Annotated in this window: 20 protein-coding genes; 17 read left to right on the top strand and 3 right to left on the bottom strand. The window is 69.4% G+C overall.

Annotation, left to right across the window (positions count from 1 at the left end):
- Positions 1-8: 8 nt before the first annotated feature.
- The 5 genes from BLP62_RS03130 (at position 9) to BLP62_RS03110 (ending at position 8,034) form a co-directional block, all read left to right on the top strand.
- Positions 9-2,210 carry a DEAD/DEAH box helicase gene (locus BLP62_RS03130; protein WP_093005772.1) on the top strand — a complete coding sequence of 734 codons (2,202 nt, stop codon included), beginning with the start codon at positions 9-11 and terminating at the stop codon, positions 2,208-2,210.
- A 96-nt stretch (positions 2,211-2,306) separates the two neighbouring features.
- Positions 2,307-2,714 (top strand): hypothetical protein, encoded by a 408-nt coding sequence (locus BLP62_RS03125; RefSeq protein WP_093005770.1) that lies wholly within the window; start codon positions 2,307-2,309, stop codon positions 2,712-2,714.
- A gap of 1 nt (position 2,715) precedes the next feature.
- Positions 2,716-5,298, top strand: a complete 2,583-nt coding sequence (locus BLP62_RS13690) for an adenylate/guanylate cyclase domain-containing protein (RefSeq protein WP_093005768.1) — start codon at positions 2,716-2,718, stop codon at positions 5,296-5,298.
- On the top strand, positions 5,280-7,007 hold the full coding sequence (gene dnaG, locus BLP62_RS03115; RefSeq protein WP_093005766.1) for a DNA primase: 1,728 nt from the start codon (positions 5,280-5,282) through the stop codon (positions 7,005-7,007). Before BLP62_RS13690 ends, dnaG begins: the two co-directional genes overlap by 19 nt.
- Positions 7,008-7,050: 43 nt before the next feature.
- Positions 7,051-8,034, top strand: a complete 984-nt coding sequence (locus BLP62_RS03110) for a malate dehydrogenase (protein WP_093005764.1) — start codon at positions 7,051-7,053, stop codon at positions 8,032-8,034.
- A gap of 43 nt (positions 8,035-8,077) precedes the next feature.
- Here the strand turns inward: BLP62_RS03110 and BLP62_RS03105 are convergent, their stop codons facing one another.
- Both BLP62_RS03105 and BLP62_RS03100 read right to left on the bottom strand, forming a co-directional pair.
- Positions 8,078-8,542, bottom strand: a complete 465-nt coding sequence (locus BLP62_RS03105) for a phosphoribosyltransferase (RefSeq protein ID WP_093005762.1) — start codon at positions 8,540-8,542, stop codon at positions 8,078-8,080.
- Positions 8,542-9,759, bottom strand: a complete 1,218-nt coding sequence (locus tag BLP62_RS03100) for an aspartate kinase (protein ID WP_093005760.1) — start codon at positions 9,757-9,759, stop codon at positions 8,542-8,544. Before BLP62_RS03100 ends, BLP62_RS03105 begins: the two co-directional genes overlap by 1 nt.
- An 88-nt stretch (positions 9,760-9,847) precedes the next feature.
- Here BLP62_RS03100 and BLP62_RS03095 point away from each other — a divergent pair, with 88 nt between their 5' ends.
- From BLP62_RS03095 to BLP62_RS03085, 3 genes are read left to right on the top strand one after another with little or no spacing between them, the layout of a single operon-like run.
- Positions 9,848-10,972, top strand: coding sequence for a methyltransferase (locus BLP62_RS03095; protein WP_093005758.1), 1,125 nt, complete (start codon positions 9,848-9,850; stop codon positions 10,970-10,972).
- A 22-nt stretch (positions 10,973-10,994) separates the two neighbouring features.
- Complete coding sequence (gene rpoD / locus BLP62_RS03090; RefSeq protein WP_420918348.1) at positions 10,995-12,323, top strand: RNA polymerase sigma factor RpoD; 1,329 nt, start codon at positions 10,995-10,997, stop codon at positions 12,321-12,323.
- Between the two features lie 38 nt (positions 12,324-12,361).
- Complete coding sequence (locus BLP62_RS03085; protein WP_093005756.1) at positions 12,362-13,189, top strand: DMT family transporter; 828 nt, start codon at positions 12,362-12,364, stop codon at positions 13,187-13,189.
- On the opposite strand, the gene BLP62_RS03080 is transcribed toward BLP62_RS03085, so the two are convergent.
- Positions 13,173-13,679, bottom strand: coding sequence for a 2'-5' RNA ligase family protein (locus BLP62_RS03080; RefSeq protein WP_093005754.1), 507 nt, complete (start codon positions 13,677-13,679; stop codon positions 13,173-13,175). The genes BLP62_RS03085 and BLP62_RS03080 overlap by 17 nt on opposite strands.
- 134 nt (positions 13,680-13,813) lie before the next feature.
- Between BLP62_RS03080 and BLP62_RS03075 the strand changes: the two genes are divergently transcribed.
- The 9 genes from BLP62_RS03075 to BLP62_RS03035 all read left to right on the top strand — a co-directional run bounded on the left by BLP62_RS03075 (position 13,814) and on the right by BLP62_RS03035 (position 22,329).
- A complete protein-coding gene (locus tag BLP62_RS03075; protein ID WP_093005752.1) occupies positions 13,814-14,929 on the top strand; it encodes a hypothetical protein in 1,116 nt (371 codons plus the stop codon).
- Positions 14,930-14,981: 52 nt separating this feature from the next.
- The gene (locus BLP62_RS03070; RefSeq protein ID WP_093005750.1) at positions 14,982-15,470 is read left to right on the top strand and encodes an NUDIX hydrolase; all 489 of its coding nucleotides are present in this window, start codon (positions 14,982-14,984) and stop codon (positions 15,468-15,470) included.
- Complete coding sequence (gene ribF, locus BLP62_RS03065) at positions 15,448-16,332, top strand: riboflavin biosynthesis protein RibF (RefSeq protein ID WP_093005748.1); 885 nt, start codon at positions 15,448-15,450, stop codon at positions 16,330-16,332. Before BLP62_RS03070 ends, ribF begins: the two co-directional genes overlap by 23 nt.
- 40 nt (positions 16,333-16,372) lie before the next feature.
- On the top strand, positions 16,373-17,341 hold the full coding sequence (locus BLP62_RS14310; RefSeq protein WP_093005746.1) for a sensor histidine kinase: 969 nt from the start codon (positions 16,373-16,375) through the stop codon (positions 17,339-17,341).
- On the top strand, positions 17,338-17,934 hold the full coding sequence (locus tag BLP62_RS03055) for a response regulator (RefSeq protein WP_093005744.1): 597 nt from the start codon (positions 17,338-17,340) through the stop codon (positions 17,932-17,934). The genes BLP62_RS14310 and BLP62_RS03055 overlap by 4 nt, the downstream gene beginning before the upstream one ends.
- Positions 17,935-18,191: 257 nt before the next feature.
- Positions 18,192-18,719, top strand: coding sequence for a TorD/DmsD family molecular chaperone (locus BLP62_RS03050; RefSeq protein WP_093005742.1), 528 nt, complete (start codon positions 18,192-18,194; stop codon positions 18,717-18,719).
- On the top strand, positions 18,691-20,988 hold the full coding sequence (locus BLP62_RS03045; protein WP_093005740.1) for a molybdopterin-dependent oxidoreductase: 2,298 nt from the start codon (positions 18,691-18,693) through the stop codon (positions 20,986-20,988). The genes BLP62_RS03050 and BLP62_RS03045 overlap by 29 nt, the downstream gene beginning before the upstream one ends.
- Complete coding sequence (locus tag BLP62_RS03040) at positions 20,988-21,575, top strand: 4Fe-4S dicluster domain-containing protein (protein ID WP_093005738.1); 588 nt, start codon at positions 20,988-20,990, stop codon at positions 21,573-21,575. The genes BLP62_RS03045 and BLP62_RS03040 overlap by 1 nt, the downstream gene beginning before the upstream one ends.
- Complete coding sequence (locus tag BLP62_RS03035; RefSeq protein WP_093005736.1) at positions 21,568-22,329, top strand: polysulfide reductase NrfD family protein; 762 nt, start codon at positions 21,568-21,570, stop codon at positions 22,327-22,329. The genes BLP62_RS03040 and BLP62_RS03035 overlap by 8 nt, the downstream gene beginning before the upstream one ends.
- The last annotated feature ends 3 nt before the right edge of the window (positions 22,330-22,332 follow it).

The following is a 22,332-nucleotide window of genomic DNA, read 5'->3' as shown; positions in this document are numbered from 1 at the left end:
ATAAGGGGGTGCTGCCCGAGGCGCTTCGGGGCTTTTCCAGCTACCGGGAGTGGCTGGAAAGCGAAGAGGAGTTCCGGGGACGCGTCGTCTTCGCCCGCCTCCTCCCGCGAAGGCCCCCAAGGGCCGCCCCCTACCAGGGGGCCTTCGCCGGGGTGCTGGCCGCCTTGGGCCTCTCCCCCTTCGCCCACCAGGTGGCCGCCCTGAAGAAGGTGGAGGCCGGGAAGAACGTGGTCATGGCCTACTCCACCGCCGCGGGGAAGAGCCTGGTCTTCCAGGTCCCGGTGCTCAAGGCGGCCCTGGAAGGGGGGACGAGCCTCCTCCTCTTCCCCACCAAGGCCCTGGCCCACGACCAGCTGAAGCGCCTTAAGGCCATGGCCCAAACCCTGGGCCTCGAGGGGGTCTTCCCCTACGACGGGGACACCCCGGGCCCCACCCGCCGGGCGGCCCGGGAGGGAGGGCTTGTCCTCCTCTCCAACCCGGACATGCTCCACCACGGCCTCCTGCCCCGGCACGGGGAGTGGGCCTCCTTCCTCTCCCGCCTGCGCTACCTGGTCCTGGACGAGCTCCACGCCTACCGGGGGGTCTTCGGCACCCACGTGGCCCTGGTCCTCTTCCGCCTCCTCCGCCTGGCCCGCCGCTACGGGGCCAACCCCCAGGTGATCGCCGCCAGCGCCACCATCCAAAACCCCAAGGCCCACGCGGAAACCCTCACCGGCCTCCCCTTCGTGGAGCTCCGGGAGGAGGTGGCCCGCTCGGAGAAGGAGCTTCTGGTCCTCCTGCCCAAGCCCCTAGACCGCAAGGGGGAAAGGCGGAGAAGCCCCCTCCTCGAGGCCGCCCACCTGGCCCGGGCCCTGGCGGAGAGGGGCCTTAAGGCCCTGGTCTTCGCCAACGCCCGCAAGAGCGCCGAGCTCATCGCCCGCTACGCGGCCCACCCCCTGGTGCGCCCCTACCGGGCGGGGTACACCGCCAAGGACCGGAGGCGGCTCGAGGAGGCCCTGAAGCGGGGGGAGGTGCGGGTCCTGGTCTCCACCAGCGCCCTGGAGCTCGGGGTGGACATCGGGGAGCTGGACGCGGTGGTCCTGGTGGGCTACCCGGGTTCGGTGGCCGCCTTCTGGCAGCGGGCGGGAAGGGCCGGGCGGGGGGAGAGGCGGGCCCTGGTGGTCTACATCCCCCGGGAAGACCCCCTGGACGAGTACTTCCTCCACCGCCCGGAGCTCCTCCTAAGAAGCCCCCCGGAGGAGGCGGTGGCCGACCCCAAGAACCCGGTGCTCTGCCCCCTGCACCTCCACGCCGCCGCCTGGGAGTGGCCCCTCGCCCGGGAGGAGGTCCTCTGCCCCCAGGCCCTAGGGGAGCTTCGGGAAAAGGAGGGCCGCTACTACACCCCAAGGAGGCACCCCCACCGGGAGATCAGCCTCCGGGGCCTGGGGGCGACCTTCACCTTAAGGGGCCCCGAGGGGGAGGTTCTGGGCCACCTGGACGAGCGCCAGGCCTACTGGGAGGCCCACCCCGGGGCGGTCTACCTGCACGGGGGGGAAAGCTACCTGGTGCGCAACCACGACCCCGAGAGGCGGGAGATCTGGCTTCTCCCCGCCCTGGAGGACTACTACACCGAGCCCCGGGCGGAGACCCACCTGGAGGTCCTGGAGGGAGAACCCGTGGGCCACGGGGTCTGGGTGGGCCGGGTGGTCCTGAGGGAGCGGGTGGTGGGCTACGTGAAGAAGCGCTTCTTCACGGGGAGCGTCCTGGAGGAAGTGCCCCTGGACCTCCCCGAGATCGCCTTCCCCACGGAGGCCCTCTGGTTCCACCCCAAGGAGGCGGTCCCCCCCCACCGGATCCCCGGGGGGATCCACGCCCTGGAGCACGCCATGATCGGCCTCCTTCCCCTCTTCGTCCTGGCGGAGCGGCAGGACATTGGGGGGCTCTCCTACCCCTTCTACCCCAGGCCCCTGCCCTCGGGAGAGGGGCCCACCGTCTTCATCTACGACGGCTACCCGGGGGGCGTGGGCTACGCCCGGGCCGCCGCCCGACGCTTCCCCGAGTGGCTCCGGGCCGCCTTGGAGCTCCTCAAGGCCTGCCCCTGCGAGGAGGGGTGCCCCCGGTGCGTCCTCTCCCCCAAGTGCGGCAACGGCAACCAGTACCTGGACAAGGAGGCGGCCCTTCACCTGGCGGCCCACCTGGTCCTCTCCCTCCCGGCCCGGGTGGTGCACTAAGTGCCCGCACCTTGATTTCGCCCCATGGGACGCCGGAGGTAGCTTAAACACCCCACCGGTTGCCAGGCCCGGTCCTCCGCGCGTAAACTCTTCCCCATGAGCCCCAAAGAGGCCCTAGAGGAAAGCCCCGAGGCCTTCTGGGGCCGTTTTCGGGAGTACGCCCTCGAGGTCTGGCTCTCCCCCGAGCCCTGGGGAAGCCCCCTGGTGGAGGTCCTCCACGGGGAGGGGGTAGTCTACGCCTTTGACCGGGGCGCCCCCCCGGCCCCCGCGGGGCGGGTGCGGGCCCTCCTCCACGGGGTGGTGGCGGAGGCCAAGCCCCTGGAGGGGGAGGCTTTCTTGCGCCGGGAAGGCCCGAGGTACCGCCTGGGAGGAAGGGCGAGGGCCCTGGGGGAGGGGTTTTACCTCCTGGAAGCCCCCGTGCCCGTGCTGGTCTACGGGGAGACGCCCCTGCCCGAAGCGGCCGAGGTCCTCTTGTGGCCCCCCCTGATGCTCTTTAGGGAGTGAGATGCGCTGCGCCTGCGGGCAGAAAAACCCCCCGGAAGCCCGGTTCTGCATGGCTTGCGGCCAGGCCCTGGAGGCGCCCCTGCCCGAGGAGAGGCGCCACGTGAGCGTGGTCTTCTTTGACCTGGTGGCCTCCAGCGAGCGCTTCCGGGAAGGGCTTGGCCCCGCCTACCAGGGCCTGAGGGAGGCCCTGGAGGAAGCCGCCCGGGTGGCCCGGGCCAAGGGGGGGTTCGTCCACCGCTTCCTGGGGGACGGGATCCTGGTCCTCTTCGGGGCCCCCCGGGCCCGGGGACGGGAACCCTGGCGGGCCCTGGAGGCGGCTTTGGAGATGGTGGCCGCCTCCCCCCTCCCCGGCCGGGCGGGGGTGGCGAGCGGCCTCGCCCTCTGGGCCCCCCTGGGAAGCGGCCAGGCGGGGGAGCCCACGGCCGTGGGGCCCCCTGTGGTCCTGGCGGAAAGGCTGAGCAAGCTGGCCGCCCCCGGGGAGGTCCTGGCCGACGCCGCCACCCTGGCCCTGGCCCCGGGGGCGGAGGCCGAGCCCTTAAGCCCCCTGGAGGTCAAGGGCCTGGGAAGGGTGGAGGCGGCCCGGGTCCACGGGGTGCGCCCTGAGCCGGGCCCTGGGGGCAGGGCCCTTCTGGCCCAGGTCCGCCAGGCCCTGGCCAGGCCCCCGGGCCGCCTCAACCTGGTGGGCCCGCCGGGAAGCGGCAAAAGCTTCCTCCTGGAAAGGCTTCTGGAGGAGCCCTTCCCCTTTCCGGTGGTGGTCCTGGAGCGCATGGGCCCGGAGACCCCCCTGCGGGCGAGCCTCCGGGAGGCGGTGGAGCGGGCCTTCGGAACCCCGGAGGCCCTCCTGGACCGGGCGGGGCTTCCGGAGGGCCTGGCCCTGGCCTGGCGCTACAGCCTGGGCCTGGCCCAAAGGCCCTCCTGGGGCCGGGAGGAGCTGGAGGAGGCCATCCTCGAGGCCTGGCGGCGGGTGCTTTGGCGTCTGCCCGGGCCCATGCTCCTGGTGCTCAAAGACCTCCACCTCCCCGACCCCACCCTGGCCCGCCTCCTCCGCCACCCCTTCCCCCGCCTCCTCCTGGTGGCGGAAAGCCGCAAGCCCCTCTTCGCCCCCACCCTGGCCCTCCCCGGCCCCCAAAAGCCCCTCCTCCTCGCCCTTCAGCCCGCCCTGGACGCCCTGCCCACCCGGGAGCGCCAGGCCCTCCTGGCCTGGGGGGTGCTGGGCGAGGTCCCGGAGGAGGTCCTGGAGGCCCTTGCGGGGCGCTTCTCCCGGGAGAGGCTGGAACGGGAGGGCCTGCTGGAAGGGGGTAAGCCCCTCCCCGAGGTGGCCCAGGCCGCCCGTCTCCTGGTGCCCGAGGAAAGGGCCAAGGCCTGGCACCTGGCGGCGGCAGACCACCTCCGGCAAAGGGGCGACCTCCTGAGGGCGGCCCGCCACCTGAAGGAGGCGGGGGAGGCCCGCCAGGCGGCCCAGGCCTACCGCCTCCTGGCCCAGAGGGCCTGGCGGGAGGGCCACCCGGAAAGGGCCCTGCCCCTCTACCAAAAGGCCCTGGAGGCCGACCCCTCCCTAAGGGCCTTCCTGGAAAGGGAGCGCCAGGACGCCCTGGCCTCCTTGGGCCTCGCGGAGGAGGCCGAAGGGGGCCCCCGCTCCCAGGACCCCGTGCTTGCGGCCTTCAAGGAGGCCCAAAGCCCCTGGGCGCTCCTGCCCCTCCTTCCCGGGCTCAAGCCCTACCCCCTGGAGGAGGCCCAGGCCCGCCTGGCCCTGGCGGGGGCCTTCTGGCGGGCCTTCAAGCCCCGGCAGGCCCTGGAGGTCCTCAAGGGCTTCCCCGAAGGGGCCCCCCCCTCCCTCCGCCTCCACGGGAAAAGCCTCCAGGCGGGCCTCCTGATGGACCTCGGCCGCTACCCCGAGGCCGAGGCCCTCCTGAAGCCCGGGGAAGGGGACCTCGAGGCCCAGGTCCGCTTCCACGCCACCCGCCTCCGCCTCCTCCTGGAGACGGGCCGCCTGGAGGCGGCCCTGGAGGAGGGGGAGGCCGCCTACCGGAATGTCCCCCACCCCTGGCTCGCCGCCGCCCTCCTCACCGCCTGGACCCTCAAGGGGAGGTTCCGGGAGGACCTCTTAGAGGCGGCGAAGGCCCACCCCGACGGCCGGGGGCTCGCCCTCTTGGCCCTGGCCCACCACCGCTGGCTCCGGGGGGAAAACCCCAAGCCCTTCCTCAAGGAAGCCCTCCGGGAGGCGAGAAGGCTCTCCAACCCCTACGTCCACCACCTGGCCCTCACCTCCTTGGCCCTCTACCACTGGCCCCGAAGCCCGCAAAAGGCCCGGGTCCTCTCCCAGCACCTCCTCTACCAGACCCACCGCACGGGCTTTTCCGTCCACCTGGAGCTGGCCCGGCTCCTCCGGGCCCAGCTCCTCCTGGAGGAAGGGGAAAGGGTGGACCACCTCCTGGGCTTCACCCCCTCGGTGTCCCTCACCGCCGCCTGGAAGGCGGCCCTGGCCGGGGAGGGGCCCTGGGACCTCCGGGGGTACGGTATGCTGGGAAGGTGGGTCCGCCAGCTTTGGCGTAGGCGGAGGGGAGCATGGACGGGGAGGCCATAGAGGCCATCAAGCGCCGCCTCTCCCTGAAGGAGGTGGTTTCCCGCTACGTGGCCCTGAAGCCCGCGGGCCGCGGGCGGTGGAAAGGCCTTTGCCCCTTCCACCAGGAGAAGACCCCCTCCTTCTACGTGGACGAGGAGAAGGGCCTCTTCCACTGCTTCGGCTGCAAGGCGGGGGGCGACCTCATCGCCTTCGTGGAGAAGATAGAAGGCCTGGACTTCCAGGCGGCCCTGGAACGCCTGGCGGAGGAAGCGGGGGTGGAGCTTCCCAAGCGGGGGGGTGTCCCGAACCGCAAGGAGCTCTACGAGGTCTTGAAGCTGGCCCAGGCCTACTTCCAGGAGGGGCTCGCCGCCCACCCGGAGGCCCGGGCCTACCTGGAGGGGCGGGGCCTCACCCCGGAAAGCCTGGCCCGCTTCGGCCTCGGCTACGCCCCCCCTAAGGGGGATGGCCTCCTCACCCACCTCGCCCGCCACGGGGTGAGCCCCGAGGAGGGCCTGAAGGCGGGGGTGCTGGGGGAGAAGGGCGGCCGGTACTACGACTACTTCCGAGGACGCGTCACCTTCCCCATCAAGGACCACCTAGGGCGCATCGTGGCCTTCACGGGGAGGGCCCTGGGGGACGAAAACCCCAAGTACCTGAACTCCCCGGAGACCCCCCTTTTCCGCAAACGGGAGGTGCTCTTCGCCTACCCCGAGTCCAAGGCCAAGCTCCGGGAAGGGCGGGCCATCGTGGTGGAGGGCCTTTTTGACGCCATCGCCCTGCACCAGATGGGCTTCCCCGAGACCGTGGCCGTCTTGGGCTCGGGGCTTTCCGAGGCGCAGGCCCGCCTCCTCAAGGCCCAGGAGGTGCGGGAGGTCTACCTGGCCTTTGACGCGGACGAGGCCGGGCAGAAGGCCACCCTGCAGAGCCTGGACCTGGAGATGGCCCGGCAGTTCCTCTTCTACGCGGTGCGCCTCCCCGCCAAAGACCCCGGGGAGCTCCTCCTCCACCCCGAGGGCCCCGCCCTCTTCCAAAGGGCCCTGGAGGAAGCCCTCCCCGAGGTGGACTTCCGCTTCCAGGAGGCGGCCAAGGGCCTGGCCCTCTCCCGGCCCGAGCACAAGCGGAAGGTCCTCGAGGCCCTCACCCCCAGGATGCTCTCCCCCGAGCCCTTTGACCCCGTGGCCGAAAGGCTCAAGGCTTTGGTGGTGGAGCGTTTGGGCCTTTCCCCGAGGGAGCTCAACGAGTACCTGCAAAGCCGCCGCCGGGGCAAGCCCCCCCCGCCCCCGCCCCCCAAGGCCGAGCCCAGAAACCGGGCCCTCCTCCTGGAGCTGGACGTCATCGCCCTCCTCCTCTCCCTCCCCCAGGAACGCCTTCTGGAATGGGTCCGTTATGTGGCGGACCACGTCTGGCCCCCGGAAGGCTCCCTCCTGGCCGAGTTTCTGGAGCTCGCCCAGAAGGAGCCCCGCAAGGACTACCTGCGCCAGGTTCTGAGCCGCAAGGAGGCCGGAGGAATCCTCTTTGAGCGGCTCATGCTGGCCCCGGAGGTGGAGGAGGCCCGCCTCCCCGAGGTGGTGGAAAAGGCCCTGGCCCGCCTGCGGGAGGCCTACTACCTGGAAAGGAGGTCCAAGCTGAAAGAGCTTCTGCAGCAAAGCCCAAGCCTTGAGCTTCTGCGGGAGATCCAGGAGCTGGACCAGGCCATAGAGGCGGAAAGGCGCATCTACCGGGGCCTCTAGGGGTAAAATCCCCGGTGGGCGTAGGCCCGAAGGAGGTACGAGGATGAAAAGCCCCGTTCGCGTGGCGGTGACCGGCGCCGCAGGCCAGATCGGCTACAGCCTCCTCTTCCGCATCGCCGCGGGGGAGATGCTGGGCAAGGACCAGCCCGTGGTCCTGCAGCTTCTGGAGATCCCCCAGGCCATGAGAGCCCTGGAGGGGGTCATCATGGAGCTGGAGGACTGCGCCTTCCCCCTCCTGGCCGGGATAGAGGCGAGCGACGACCCCCGGGTGGCCTTCAAGGACGCGGACTACGCCCTCCTGGTGGGGGCAGCCCCCCGCAAAGCGGGCATGGAGCGGCGGGACCTCCTGGAGCTAAACGGCCGGATCTTCACCGAGCAGGGCCGGGCCCTGGCCGAGGTGGCCAAGAAGGACGTCAAGGTGCTGGTGGTGGGGAACCCCGCCAACACCAACGCCCTCATCGCCTACAAGAACGCCCCCGGCCTCAACCCCCGGAACTTCACCGCCATGACCCGGCTGGACCACAACCGGGCCAAGGCCCAGCTCGCCAAGAAGACCGGGACGGGCGTGGACCGCATCCGCCGCATAACGGTGTGGGGCAACCACTCCTCCACCATGTTCCCCGACCTCTTCCACGCCGAGGTGGACGGCAGGCCTGCCCTGGAGCTCGTGGACATGGAGTGGTACGAGAAGGAGTTCATCCCCACCGTGGCCGGGCGGGGCGCCGCCATCATCCAGGCCCGGGGGGCTTCTAGCGCCGCCAGCGCCGCGAACGCCGCCATAGAGCACATCCGCGACTGGGCCCTGGGCACCCCCGAGGGGGACTGGGTCTCCATGGCCGTCCCCTCCCAGGGGGAGTACGGGATCCCCGAGGGCATCGTCTACTCCTTCCCCGTAACGGCCAAGAACGGGGCCTACCGGATCGTGGAGGGCCTGGAGGTGAACGAGTTCGCCCGCAAGCGCATGGAGATCACGGCCCAGGAGCTCCTGGACGAGATGGAGCAGGTGAAGGCCCTGGGCCTCATCTGAGAGGCCTGCCCAAGAATCCCCACCGCAGGGCGCGGTGGGGGCTTTAACCTTCGGGCCAGGCCTCGAGGGCCCAAGGGTAGACCACCCAGGCCTCGGTCTTTTCGGCGTAGAAGTCGGGGCGGTCCGGCACCCGGTTCCGCCCCGGCTTGAAGTGGAGGGTGGCCACCACCGGCACCCCGCCCGCCCGGCGCACCCGGTCCTTCACGGCGAAGGCCGTGCGCCCCGAGTCCCAGACGTCGTCCACCACCAGGACCCGCTTGCCGAAAAGCAGGGGGTCAGGGGGAAACTGCAGGAATACCGGCTCGGGCAAGGCCTCCTCCCCCTCGTAGAACATGACGGCGGCGGTGAGGATGTTCCGCGCGCCGAGGGCCTGGGCCAGGAGGGCGGTGGGGATGAGGCCTCCCCGCGCCACCCCCAGGACGAGGTCAAAAGGCTCCGCGGAAAGGGCCTCCGCCAGGCGGCGGACCAGCTTAAGGAGGTCCTCCCAGGAGAGGTGGAGGCGCTCCATCAGGCCTTGTCCAGCTCAAAGGCCTGGTGGACGGCCCTAAGCGCCGCCTCGGCGTACTCGGCGGGGATGATCACGGAGATGCGCACCTCGCTGGTGGCGATCATCTCAATGTTGGCCCCGGTGGAGGCCACCGCCTGGAACATCTTGGCGGGGATCTCTGGGGCGGAGGCGAGGCCCACGCCCACGATGGAGACCTTGGCGATGTCGGGCCTCAGGATGGCCTCGCCCCCGATCTCGGCGAGGACGGGTTCCAAAGCCTCCAGGGCCTCCTGGGCGAAGTCCTTCTTCACCGTGAAGGCCATCTGCTGCCTCGAGGGGTCGTGGCCGGGCACCCCCTGGATGATCATGTCCACGGCGATGCCCCGCTCGGCCAGGGCCTGGAAGACCTTGGCGGCGATGCCCGGCTGGTCCGGGATGCCGATGAGCCCGATCTGGGCGTGGTCCAGGTCCAAGGCCGCCCCCGTCACCGATTTGCCCATTTCCATAGCCACCTCCTTCACCAGGGTACCGGGGTTGTAGGAGAAGCTAGAGCGCACGTGGAGGACCACCCCGTAGCGCTTGGCGTAGTAGACCGCCCGGGGGTGGAGGACCCTGGCCCCCAAGGCGGCCATCTCCAGCATCTGGTCGTAGCCGATGACGGAAAGCTTCCTCGCCTCGGGGATGAGGTGGGGGTCGGTGGTGTAGACCCCCTCCGTGTCCGTGTAGATCTCGCACTCCTTGGCCCCAAGGGCGGCGGCGATGGCCACGGCGGTGGTGTCCGAGCCCCCCCGGCCCAAGGTGGTGATCTCCCCTTCCGGCGTGGTGCCCATGAAGCCCGCCACCACCGCCACAAAGCCCTGGTCCAGGGCCTCTTGGATGCGGGCCGGGTTCACCTCGAGGATCCGGGCGTCCCCGTAGCGCCCGTCCGTGGTGATGCCGATCTGGTGCTGGACGAAGCCCTTGGCGGGGATCCCCATGGCCCATAGCTGCATGGAGAGGAGGGCCACGGAGACCTGCTCCCCGGTGGTGGTGAGGAGGTCCAGCTCCCGAAAGGGCGGTCTCGGGTTCACCCGCTTGGCCAGGGCGATGAGCTCGTCCGTGGTGTGCCCCATGGCCGAGACCACCACCGCGAGCCTGTGCCCCTTCTCCCGGTAGTGGGCGATGCGCTGGGCCACCTTGTGGATCCTCTCCAGATCCCCCACGGAGGTGCCGCCGTACTTCTGAACCACCAGGGCCACGTCTTCCTCCTTCCCCGCCCGGGGGCGGTTTGAAAGGGAATATTAGCACATTTGCCCTTCTCCCCCAAGCCCCGTATGCTTGGAAGACGTGGGCCTGACCCTGGCCGAGTACCACCGCCTCACCCCCCTGCCCCGGCCCGGAGGGGCGCTTTACGTGAAGCCGGGGGCTCGAGGCTTCCGCGACCCGGTGTACGAGCTCCTGCAAAGGAGCGTGGCCCCCTTCGGGAAGCGAGCCCTGGACCTCAACCCCGGGGTGGGCTGGGGGAGCCTCCCCCTGGAGGGGGCCATGGAGGTGGAGCGCCTGGAGACCTCCCGGGCGGCCCTCCGCTGCCTCGAGGCGAGCGGCCTGAGGGCCCGCCGGGCCCTCCCCTGGGAGGCGGAGGAGGGGGCCTACGACCTGGTGGTCCTGGCCCTTCCCGCGGGAAGGGGGACGGCCTACGTGCGGGCGAGCCTGGTGGCCGCGGCCCGGGCCCTCCGGATGGGGGGACGGGTCTACCTGGCGGGGGACAAGAACAGGGGGTTTGAGCGCTACTTCAAGGAGGCCCAGGAGCTCCTCGGGTACGGGAAGGTGGTGCGGCGGGAGGGCCCCCACCGGGTGGCCCTCCTGGAGAAGGAGAAGGAGGCCCCGCCCCTCCCCCCCCTCTGGCACGCCTTCCAGGCCCACCTCCTGGGGGAGGCGTACACCTTCCGCCACCTCCCCGGGGTCTTCTCCGCGGGCAAGGTGGACCCGGCCTCCCTGCTTCTCCTCGAGGCCCTCCTGGGAGAGGTGGGGCGGGAGGGGGTACGGGGCAAGGCCGTGCTGGACCTGGGAGCGGGCTACGGGGCCCTCACCCTGCCCCTGGCCCGCCTGGGTGGGGAGGTTACGGCGGTGGAGGACGACTGGGCCTCGGTGCTTTCCCTGGAGGAAAGCCTTCGGGCGAACGGGCTTAAAGCCCTGGCCCTCCACTCGGACGTGGACGAGGCCTTGACGGAAGAGGCGCGGTTTGACATCATAGTGACGAACCCCCCCTTCCACGTGGGGGGCGCGGTCATCCTGGACGTGGCCCAGGCTTTTGTGGAGGCGGCGGCGGCCCGGCTGAGGCCGGGCGGTGGGTTTTTCCTGGTGGCCAATCCCTTTCTCAAGTACGAGCCCCTCTTGGCGGAGCGCTTCGGCGCTTTCCGGACCCTTTTGGTGAAGGAGTACAAGGTGCTCTTCGCGGAAGGGCAAGGCTGAGCCAGCGCAAGGGAGGTTGGCGTTGAAGAAGGCCAAGACGAAGAAGAGCAAGACCGCGGTGACGGAGATGGGTGGCTCCCCGGACATCCAGGGCTTGGACGAGGCCCAGGAAAGGGAGGAAGGGCTTCCCCCGGAGGCGGAGGCCCTGGCCGGGGAGCTCGCGGACCTTCCCGAGCCCGACCCCGAGCTCCTGGAGGCCGATCCCGACCTCGTCCTGGAAGAGCCCCTGGACCTGGAAGCGGAGGAGCTTGGGGCGGAGGGGGAGGACCTCTTTGAGGAGGAAGAACTGGCCCTCCCCAAGGTGTCCACCTCCGACCCCGTGCGCCAGTACCTGCACGAGATCGGCCAGGTGCCCCTTCTCACCCTGGAGGAGGAGATTGAGCTCGCCCGGAAGGTGGAGGAGGGGATGGAGGCCATCAAGAAGCTCTCCGAGGCCACGGGGCTGGACACCGACCTCATCCGGGAGGTGGTGCGGGCCAAGATCCTGGGCACGGCCCGCATCCAGCAGATCCCGGGCCTCAAGGAGAAGCTGGACCCCAAGACCATAGAGGAGGTGGACGCCAAGCTCAAGAGCCTCCCCAAGGAGCTCAAGCGCTACCTGCACATCGCCCGCGAAGGGGAGGCGGCCAGGCAGCACCTCATTGAGGCCAACCTCCGGCTTGTGGTCTCCATCGCCAAGAAGTACACCGGCCGGGGGCTCTCCTTCCTGGACCTCATCCAGGAGGGCAACCAGGGCCTCATCCGGGCGGTGGAGAAGTTTGAGTACAAGCGGCGCTTCAAGTTCTCCACCTACGCCACCTGGTGGATCCGGCAGGCCATCAACCGGGCCATCGCCGACCAGGCCCGCACCATCCGCATCCCGGTCCACATGGTGGAGACCATCAACAAGCTCTCCCGCACCGCCAGGCAGCTCCAGCAGGAGCTGGGCCGCGAGCCCACCTACGAGGAGATCGCCGAGGCCATGGGGCCGGGCTGGGACGCCAAGCGGGTGGAGGAAACCCTCAAGATCGCCCAGGAGCCCGTCTCCCTGGAGACCCCCATCGGGGACGAAAAGGACAGCTTCTACGGGGACTTCATCCCCGACGAGAACCTCCCCTCCCCCGTGGACGCCGCCGCCCAGAGCCTCCTGGCCGAGGAGCTGGAAAAGGCCCTCTCCAAGCTCTCCGAGCGGGAGGCCATGGTCCTGAAGCTCCGCAAGGGGCTTATAGACGGGCGGGAGCACACCCTGGAGGAGGTGGGGGCCTACTTCGGCGTGACCCGGGAGAGGATCCGCCAGATTGAGAACAAGGCCCTGCGCAAGCTCAAGTACCACGAGTCCCGCACGCGGAAGCTCAGGGACTTCCTGGACTAAGTCGCTTTCGCCAGAGAGGGGCCCTAAAGACGCCTCCCATGGACGCCAGCCTCCTCCTCCCTCTAGGCTTCGGCCTCTTCTCCGCCCTCACCTGGGGGGCCGGGGACTTCGGCGGCGGGATGGCCTCCCGCCGAGCCCACGCCCAGGCCGTGGTCCTCTGGGTCTCCGGCATCGGCCTCCTCCTCTTCCTCCTCCTGGCCCAGGTCTTCGGGGAGGCGCCCCGAGGGCGGGACCTTTCCTATGCCCTTTTGGGCGGGGCCTCCGGGGCCCTCGGCCTCCTCGCCTTTTACCGGGCCCTGGCCCACGGGGAGATGGGCCTCGCCGCCCCGGTGGCCGGGGTGGTGGGGGCGGCGCTCCCCGTGGCCCTGGGGGCCCTCCTCGAGGGGTGGCCGGGCCTTTTCCCCGCCCTAGGCATGGGGCTGGGCCTCCTCGCGGTCTGGCTCGTCTCCCGGCCCGAAGGCCGGGCGCGCCCGGGGAACCTGGGCCTCGCCCTCCTCGCCGGCCTCGGCTTCGGCGGGTTCTACGCCTTCATGGACCGGGTGGAGGGGCTCTTCTATCCCGCCGCCTGGGCCAAGCTCACCGCCTTCCTCCTGGTCCTCCCCGCCGCCCTCAGGGCCAAGCCCTGGCCTGGAGGACGCGAGGCCCCATGGGTTCTCCTCGCTGGCCTCGGGGACGCCGGGGGAAACCTCTTCTTCCTCCTCGCGGCCCAAGCCGGGCGGCTGGACGTGGCGGCGGTCCTCTCCTCCTTCTACCCGGTCTTCACGGTCCTTCTGGCCTGGCTCGTCCTGAAGGAAAGGCTCTCCTGGGGAAGGCTTACGGGGGTGGGCTTGAGCCTCCTGGCCATGGCCCTCATCGCTTTGGGCTAGGGCCTAGCGGAAAGCGGGCCACCTCCGCGAGCCCCTCCCCTTCGCTCCGCACCAAGGCCGCCTCCTTCACCAGGAAGGAGCGGCGGGGCGGGGGCGGGAGGCGTTCCGCCAGGGCCTTCGCCTCCTCCGGGGAGAGGCCCAGGGCCAGGGTCAGGTGGGGGATGTAGCTTGGCCCCTCAATCTCCTTGAGGGGCGGGGCCAAGGGCTCCAGGGCGTGGTGGAGGCTCCGGAAGGCCCCGCCCCCGGAGGCCCGGAGGTAGACCACCCCCTGGGGAAAGAAGCCCCAGCCCCCCAGGCGAAGGCGAAAGGGAGGATGGCCCCGCAGGATGCCTTCCAGGGCGATCTTCAAGGCCTCCTCCTCGTAGGGCCAGTCAAAGGGCTGGCGGAGGTTCAGGTGGGGCGGGCCGAACCCCTTGACCCCGTGACGGGCCTGGAGATCTTCCATGAACCGCCTCAGGTCCTCGGGCGGCCACACCAGCACCCCGTACACGCCGCCAGTATACCGAAAGGCCTGGCGAAAACGGCTCCAACCTTCTTGGAGGCGGGGCTACCCCCGAGGGACAAATTACCCTTGACTTAAGTCATAGCAGGGGTGTGGACTATCCCTGTAAGGAGGTGGCGCTTATGAAGAAAGCTCTACTCGCCCTCCTGGCCCTGGGCCTCGTGGTGGCCTTCTCCAACAAGGAGGCCATCCAGAAGGAGTGGGAGGGAAGCGCCCACAACAACGGGGTCATGGGGGAGAAGACCCTTGCTGTGGCCACGGTGGAGGCCAGGGGCGAGGCCGCCGCCCACTGCGCCCGCTGCCACAGCGAGCAGGGCTTTTTGGCCTGGCTGGAGCAGCTTAAGAAGGGGAACCCGGGGAACCTCGTGGGGCCCGATGGCAAGCCGGCCACGGTGGACTACCTGAAGGGCCTCGGCCTCACCCAAGCCCAGGTGAAGCCCATCACCTGCAACACCTGCCACGACGAGGACGGCGACCTGCGCCTGTCCCAAGACACCCCCATGCTCCCCTCCGGCTTCAAGGCCACCGCCGTGGGCAACGCCGCCTTGTGCATCGCCTGCCACAACTCCCGCAACGGCCGCATCACTTGGAACGCCGAGGACCCCGGGCGCTACACCTACCCCCACGCCTCGAGCCAGGGGGACGTGATCCTGGGCAAGAACGCCTTCTTCGTGGACGACACCAAGGAATGGCCCAACCCCCACGCCTTCTTCACCGGAAACGCCTGCTCCACCTGCCACATGAGCCTGGCGGGGACCGGCGAGTACAGCAGCCACACCTTTAAGGCTCCAGAAAACCTCTGCGCCTCCTGCCACGGGGCCAAGTACACCCAGGAGATGGTCCAGGAGAACACCGAACACCTCCTCGCCCTGGTGCGGACCAAGGTGAACGCCCGGGTGCTGGCGGTGCGGGACCGGATCAAGACGGTGCGGGCTTACAACCCGGAAAACGGCCAGTTCACCCCCAACACCCCGGTCAAGGCCCCGGTCTACCGGGTGGACATCCTCTCCATCGCCGGGCAGATCGCCTTCAAGATGACCCTCACGGACGGCACCGTCCTCTACAGCCAGCTCGGGGACATCAAGGACGAGAAGGGCCAGCCCGTCTTCCCCACCAAGGACCCCATCGTGCGGGCCAGCTGGAACTACCTCCTCATCCAAAACGACGGCTCCAAGGGGGTCCACAACCCCACCTACACCCGCCAGGTCCTCCTGGCCACCCTGAACGCTCTCCAGTAAAAGGCGCGAACGCCCCGGGGGCAGGGTGCCCCCGGGGCCTTAACATAAGGGGGTGGAGCGCACCTACCTCTACCGGGGCCGCATCCTGAACCTGGCCCTGGAAGGCCGTTACGAGATCGTGGAGCACAAGCCCGCGGTGGCGGTGATCGCCCTGAGGGAAGGGAAGATGCTCTTCGTGCGCCAGATGCGCCCCGCCGTGGGCCTCGCCCCCTTGGAGATCCCCGCGGGGCTCATAGAGCCCGGGGAGGACCCCTTGGAGGCAGCGAGGCGGGAGCTCGCGGAGGAGACTGGCCTTGCGGGAGACCTCACCTACCTCTTCAGCTACTACGTCTCCCCCGGCTTCACCGACGAGAAGACCCACGTCTTTTTGGCGGAGAACCTCAAGGAGGTGGAGGCCACCCCCGACGAGGACGAGGCCATAGAGGTGGTCTGGCTGGAGCCGGAAAGGGCCCTGGCCATGCACCAGAGGGGCGAGGTGGAGTTTTCCGCCACCGGAATCGTGGGGGTCCTTTACCACCATGCTTTTCTCCGAGGTCGCTGACGTCCCCAAGGGCCCCAAGGTGGTGGCCGTGGGCTCCTTTGACGGGGTCCACCTTGGCCATCAGCACCTCCTCCACCAGGCCCTGGCCGAGGCCAAGCGCCTCCACCAGCCCCTCCTCGTCTACACCTTTGACCCCCCCACCAAGGTCTTCACCCGGGGGGAGGGCTTCCTTATGGACCTCACGGAAAAGGTGGAGGCCCTAAGGGCCCTTGGGGTGGAGCTGATCCTGGCGGTGCCCTTCAACGAGGAGTTCGCCAGAAGACCCCCCGAGGCCTTCCTGGAGGACCTAAGGGCCCTTCAGGCAAGCCGCATCTACGTGGGGGAGGACTTCCGCTTCGGCCGGGGCCGGGCGGGGGGCCCGGAGGCCCTGGAAAAGGTGGCCCCCACCCGGGTCGTCTCCCTCCTGAGCCTCGGGGGAGAGGCGGTGAAGAGTAGCCGCATCCGTGACCTCCTCAAGGAGGGGAAGGTGGAGGAGGCCCGCCACCTCCTGGGCCGGCCCTACGGGGCCTACGGGGTGGTGGTGGAGGGGGACCGGATGGGAAGGCGTCTTGGCTTTCCCACCGCCAACCTGGCCGTTCATCCCTTGAAGGTCCTTCCCCCCGGGGTCTACGCCGTGGAGGCGGAAGGAGCCTTTGGCCGCTACAAGGGGGTGGCCAACGTGGGGACGCGGCCCACCCTGGGGGGGGAGGAAAGGCGCTTGGAGGTGCACCTTCTGGGCTTCGCTGGGGAGCTTTACGGGGAGGAGGTGCGGGTGCGCTTCCTCAAGCGCCTCCGGGAGGAGAGGCGCTTTCCCTCCCTCGAGGCCCTAAGGGCCCAGATCGCAGAGGACGTGGCGGCGGCCCGGGCCTACTTCGGCCTCTAGGGACACCCTTCCCTCCCCCCGGGGGCTAACCTGGGAAGGGATGGACTGCACCCGTCTGGCCTTGGCCCTGGCGGAAGCCAAGACCCGGGAGGAGGTGATGCGCAAGGCCCTCCGCCTCCTGGAGGAAGCGGGCTCCATCCGCTGCGGGGAGGCCTACTGGGTGGGGGAGGGGCTCCGCCTCTTCCAGATGCAGGCCTGCCGCACCACCTGTAGCCTGGTGGGCCGCTCGCGGCGGCTGGCCGAGGAGGCTGTGGCTCAAGGAAGCCCGGTGCGGGCGGACACCTTCTTGGCCCTCCCCGTGGGCGAGCCAGGGAGGAGGCCCCTGGCCGTCCTGGTCCTGAGCCTCGAGGAGGGGGCCACGCCCCCCGAGGCCCTGGCCCCCCTCTTGCTCCTCGCCCTGAAGCGGGCAGGCCTGGGCCAGGCGGCCCGGCTCCTCCGCGCCCAAGAAGAGGAACGCCGCCGGGTGGGCCGGGAGCTTCATGACGGGGTGGGAAGCCTCCTCACCGCCGCCCTCCTCACCCTCAAGGTGGCGGAGAAACACCCGGAAAAGCTCCCCGAGGCCCGGAACCAGGTGGCCGAGGCCTTGGAGGAGGTGCGCCGCCTCTCCCGGGAGCTGCGCCTTCCCCTTCTGGACGACCTAGGCCTCGAGGCCGCCCTCAGGCGCTATCTGGAAGAGTACCAAAAAAGTGGCCTGCGAGTGGAGGCGGACCTCCAAGTGCCTCCCCTTCCCAAGGAAAAGGAGGTGGCCCTCTTCCGCGTGCTGCAGGAGGCCCTCACCAACGTCCTCCGCCACGCCAAGGCCCGGCGGGTCCGGGTAGCCCTCTGGGTGGAGGAGGACCGCCTCTTCGGGGCGGTGGAGGACGACGGGGTAGGCTTTGACCTGGAAAGGACCCCGGTTTCCGTGGGCCTCCTGGGCATGCAGGAACGCATAGAGGGCCTGGGCGGAAGCCTCCACCTGCGCTCGGCCCCCGGGGAAGGCACCCGGGTGGAGTTCGGGGTGCCTTTATGAGGGTGGTGCTGGTAGAGGACCACCATCTGGTGCGCAAGGGCCTCAGGCTCCTACTGGAAGAAGGCGGACACCAGGTGGTGGCCGAGTTCGCCCGGGCGGAGGAAGCCCTAAAGGCCCCTTGGGAAGCCGACCTGGTCCTCCTGGACCTGAACCTTCCGGGCATGGGGGGCCTCGAGGCCCTGCCCCAGTTGGCGAAGAGGGCCAAGGTGCTGGTGGTCTCCATGCACGACGAGCCCGCCTACGTGGCCCGGGCCTTCGCCTTGGGAGCCAAGGGGTACCTGCCCAAGCACGCCTTGGACCAGGACCTTCTGGAGGCCTTGGAGCGTCTGGGGCGGGGCCTCCGCTACCTCCACCCCAGCCTGACCGAGGCCCTTTTGGAGGGGCAAGGGGAGCCAGGACCCGAGGTCCTCTCCGAAAGGGAGCGGGCGGTGGTGGTCCTGTTGGCCCAGGGGTACACCCTCTCCCAGGTGGCGGAGCGCCTGGGGATTTCCGTAAAAACCGCCTCCACCTACAAAGGGCGGGCCCTGAACAAGCTGGGCCTCATGGAAACCCCCGACCTGGTGCGCTGGGCCCGGGAACAGGGCCTGGTCTAAGTACCCCACCGCGGCTTTCGCCGCGGTGGGGGCCCCAAAAGAACCTCCCCGAGCCTTATTTGGGGCAACCCGTGTTGCGAAATCAACGTGCAACCACTTAGGCATCCCCCCGGCGGGGGCGCCGAGGAGCCGCTAACCCAGCTTGGGACATTCTTCCCAAGGACATTTGCCTTAGGAAACCTTCCGACAGGCACGGGTAAAGCCCTCCGTCTTGGGACAAGAAGCCTGCCCTCTACCCTGAGCCCAGGAGGTGAGGCATGGAACTCCTGGGCTGGGTCACCGCGAACCTCTTCGCTCCCCCCGGGGAAGCCCTTTGGAGAGGACTCCAGGAGGGAACCCTGGAGGAAGCCCTGGCCGAGCTGAGGGGAGGCCCGGTGGCCCTCCCCCACCCCCCCTTGGCCGAGCTCCAGGCGGCCTACACCGCCCTCTTCGTGGCCAACCCCCAAGGGGTGCCCGCCCCGCCCTACGCGGGCTACGCCCGGGACGGGGAGCTTCTGGGACCCTCTTTCCACCGCCTCCTGGCCCTCTACCAGGAGGGGGGCCTCGAGGTCCAGGAAACCTGGCGGGACCTCCCCGACCACCTCTCCGCCCTGGGGGAGGCCATGGCCCTCCTGGCCCCCAAGCGCCCCGACCTGGCGCAAAGGCTCGCCCGGGAGTTCCTCGCCCCTTGGCTAAAGCGCTTCGGCGAGGCGGTGAAAGCCCACGACCCCACCGGCTTCTACGCCGCTCTTGTAGACCTCTTAGAGGAGGCCGTCCATGCAAAGACGGGAGTTTCTGAAGCTTAGCGCCCTAGGTGCCGGGGCCCTGGCCTTAAGGGGCAGCTCCCCGGCCAAGGCCAGCCCGGTGCCCTGGTACGCCAAGGAGGTGCGGAGCGTCTACCAGATCTGCGAGGGCTGTTTCTGGCGCTGCGGCATCGTGGCCCACGCGGTGGGAAACCGGGTCTACAAGGTGGAGGGGTATGAGGCCAACCCCAAAAGCCGGGGCCGGCTCTGCCCTCGAGGCCAGGGCATGCCCCAGACCACCTACGACCCCGATCGGCTGAAGCGGCCCCTCATCCGCGTGGAGGGGAGCCAGCGGGGGGAGGGCAAGTACCGGGTGGCCACCTGGGAGGAGGCCCTGGACTACGTGGCCGAACGGATGCTGAAGATCAAGGAGGAGTACGGCCCCGAGGCCATCGCCTTCTTCGGCCACGGCACCGGGGATTCCTGGTTCGTGGACTTCCTCCCCGCCGCCTGGGGTAGCCCCAACGCCGCCAAGCCCTCCGTGGCCATCTGCACCGCCCCCCGGGAGGTGGCCTCCCAGTGGGTCTTCGGCCGGCCCATCGGCGGCCACGAGCCCGTGGACTGGGAAAACACCCGCTACATCGTGCTCATCGGCCACCACATCGGGGAGGACACCCACAACACCCAGCTCCAGGACTTCGCCCTGGCCCTCAAGCGGGGGGCCAAGGTGGTGGTGGTGGACCCCCGCTTCTCCACCGCCGCCGCCAAGGCCCACCTGTGGCTTCCCATCAAGCCGGGCACCGACACCGCCTTGCTTTTGGCCTGGATCCACGTCCTCATCTACGAGGGCCTTTACGACAGGGAATACGTGGAAAAGTACACCACGGGCTTCGCCGAGCTGAAGGCCCACGTCAAGGACCTCACCCCCGAGTGGGCGGAGAAGCACACGGAGATCCCCGCCGAAACCATCCGCCAGGTGGCCCGGGAGATGGCCGCCCACAAGCCCCAGGCGGTCCTCCCCCCCACCCGGCACACCGTCTGGTACGGGGACGACACCTACCGGATGATGGCCCTCTACTACGTGAACGTCCTCCTGGGAAACTACGGCCGCAAGGGCGGGTTCTACATCGCCCAAAGCCCCTACCTGGAAAAGTACCCCACCCCTCCCCTTCCCCTCGAGCCCGCCGCTGGGGGCTGCTCCGGGCCCTCGGGGGGCGACCACGAGCCGGAAGGCTTCCGCCCCCGGGCGGACAAGGGCAAGTTCTTCGCCCGCTCCACCGCCATCCAGGAGCTCATTGAGCCCATGATCACCGGGGAGCCCTACCCCATCAAGGGCCTCATCGCCTACGGCATCAACCTCTTCCACTCCATCCCCAACGTGCCCCGCACCAAGGAGGCCCTGAAAAAGCTGGACCTCTACGTGGCCATAGACGTCCTTCCCCAGGAGCACGTGATGTGGGCCGACGTGATCCTCCCCGAGGCCACCTACCTGGAGCGCTACGACGACCTGGTGGCCGTGGCCCACAAGACGCCCTTCCTAGAGCTCCGGGTCCCCGCCCACGAGCCCCTCTTTGACACCAAGCCGGGCTGGTGGATCGCCCGGGAGCTCGGGGTACGGCTCGGCCTGGAGGCTTACTTCCCCTGGAAGACCATTGAGGAGTACCTGGACACCCGCCTTCAGAGCATCGGCTTTGACCTGGAGACGATGAAGGGGATGGGCACCCTGGTGCAGAAGGGCAAGCCTTGGCTGGAGGACTGGGAGAAGGAAGGCCGGCTTCCCTTCGGCACCCCCTCGGGGAAGATTGAGCTCTACTGCCAAGCCTTCAAGGAAGCGGGGCACCAGCCCCTCCCCGTCTTCACCCCGCCCGAGGAACCTCCCCCCGGTTTCTACCGCCTCCTCTATGGCCGAAGCCCGGTCCACACCTTCGCCCGCACCCAGAACAACTGGGTGCTCATGGAGATGGACCCGGAAAACGAAGTCTGGATTCACCGGGAGGAGGCCCGAAGGCTCGGCTTGAAGGATGGGGACTACGTGGTCCTGGAAAACCAAGATGGTGCCCGCGAGGGCCCGGTGCGGGTCAAGGCCACGGAGAGGATCCGGAAAGACTGCGTCTACCTGGTCCACGGCTTCGGCCACAAGGCCCCCCTCATGAGGGTGGCCCACGGCCGGGGGGCCTCGGATACCTACCTCCAGACCCGGTACAAGCTGGACCCCATCTCCGGGGGGGCGGGCCTTAGGGTCAACTTCGTCCGGCTGGAGAAGGCGGAAAGGCCCAGGCTTCCCCCCCTCACCTCCCTGGCCCGCAGGCCCTTGGACGAAAGGAGGATGTGATGCCCCGCTACGCCATGGCCATTGACCTTAGCCTCTGCGTGGGCTGCGCCGCCTGCGCCGTGGCCTGCAAGATGGAAAACGAGGTCCCACCCGGGGTCTATAACCTCTGGATCCGGGAGCGGGAAGTGGGCACCTACCCGGACCTTTGGGTGGAGTTCCGCCCCGAACAGTGCCTGCACTGCGAAAACCCCCCTTGCGTGCCCGTCTGCCCCACGGGGGCAAGCTACCAGACGGAGGAGGGCCTGGTCCTGGTGGACCCAAGGAAGTGCATCGCCTGCGGGGCCTGCATAGCCGCCTGCCCTTACGATGCCCGCTACCTGCACCCGGCTGGCCACGTGAGCAAGTGCACCTTCTGCGCCCACCGGATAGCGCAGGGCCGGCTTCCCGCCTGCGTGGAAACCTGCCCCACCCTTTGCCGCACCTTTGGGGACCTGGACGACCCGGAAAGCCCGGTATCCAAAGCCCTAAAGGAGGCAGGGAGGATGGATGTGCTGAGGCCCGAGCTCGGCACCAGGCCCAAGCTCTTTTATCTGAACGCCCCCTCCAAGAAGGGGCTCACCCGGGAGAAGGAGGTGCGCCATGACTGAGTTCTACGGCCTTCCCAACGCCGGCGAGTTCTGGCACTGGACCAACCTTCTTCACTTCATCCTGGTGGGGCTGGCAGGGGGCATGGCCTTGCTGACGGGCCTTCTCCACCTTAAGGGCCACAGGGAAGCCCGCCGCTACACCCTTTGGACCCTGGTTCTCATCGCCTTGGACCTCTTCGTGCTCTGGGCCGAATCCCCCGCCCGCTTCCGCTTCACCCACGTGTGGCTTTTCCTCACCTTCCACCCCGCAAGCCCCATCTGGTGGGGGTCCTGGGGCCTGGCCCTCTCCTTCGTGTCCGCCGGGCTCCTCTACCTGGGGAAAGGGCCAGGAAGGCCCTTGGCCTTGGCCTTGCTGGCCTTTAGCCTGGTGGCCCTGGCGTACCCCGGCATGGCCTTGGCGGTGAACCTGAACCGGCCGCTTTGGAACGCCTTGATGGCCGGCCTATTCCCCCTCACCGCCTTGGTCTTGGGGCTGGGGGTGGCCGCCCTGCTTAAAAGCCCCTGGGCCTTATACCCCTTGCGGGTCCTCCTGGGGGCTTCCCTCCTCTTGGCCTTCCTCTACCCCCTCACCCTCCCCCTCGAGGCCCGGGGGCACCTGTGGGAGGAAAGCGGGGTTCTCTACGGCCTTTTCCTGGCCTTGGGGCTTGGGGCCTTCTGGAAAGAAGGCCTGGCCCCGTGGGCCGCTCTTCTGGCAGCCGCCGGGCTCAGGGCCCTTCTGGTGGCCGTGGGCCAGTGGCAAGGGCTTGGCCTTTAGGGG

Origin of the sequence: Thermus arciformis (assembly GCF_900102145.1) — a bacterium.
Lineage (GTDB): Bacteria > Deinococcota > Deinococci > Deinococcales > Thermaceae > Thermus > Thermus arciformis.
The sequence above is the reverse complement of the archived record's forward strand: the minus strand, read 5'-3'. Positions and strand labels throughout refer to the sequence as shown.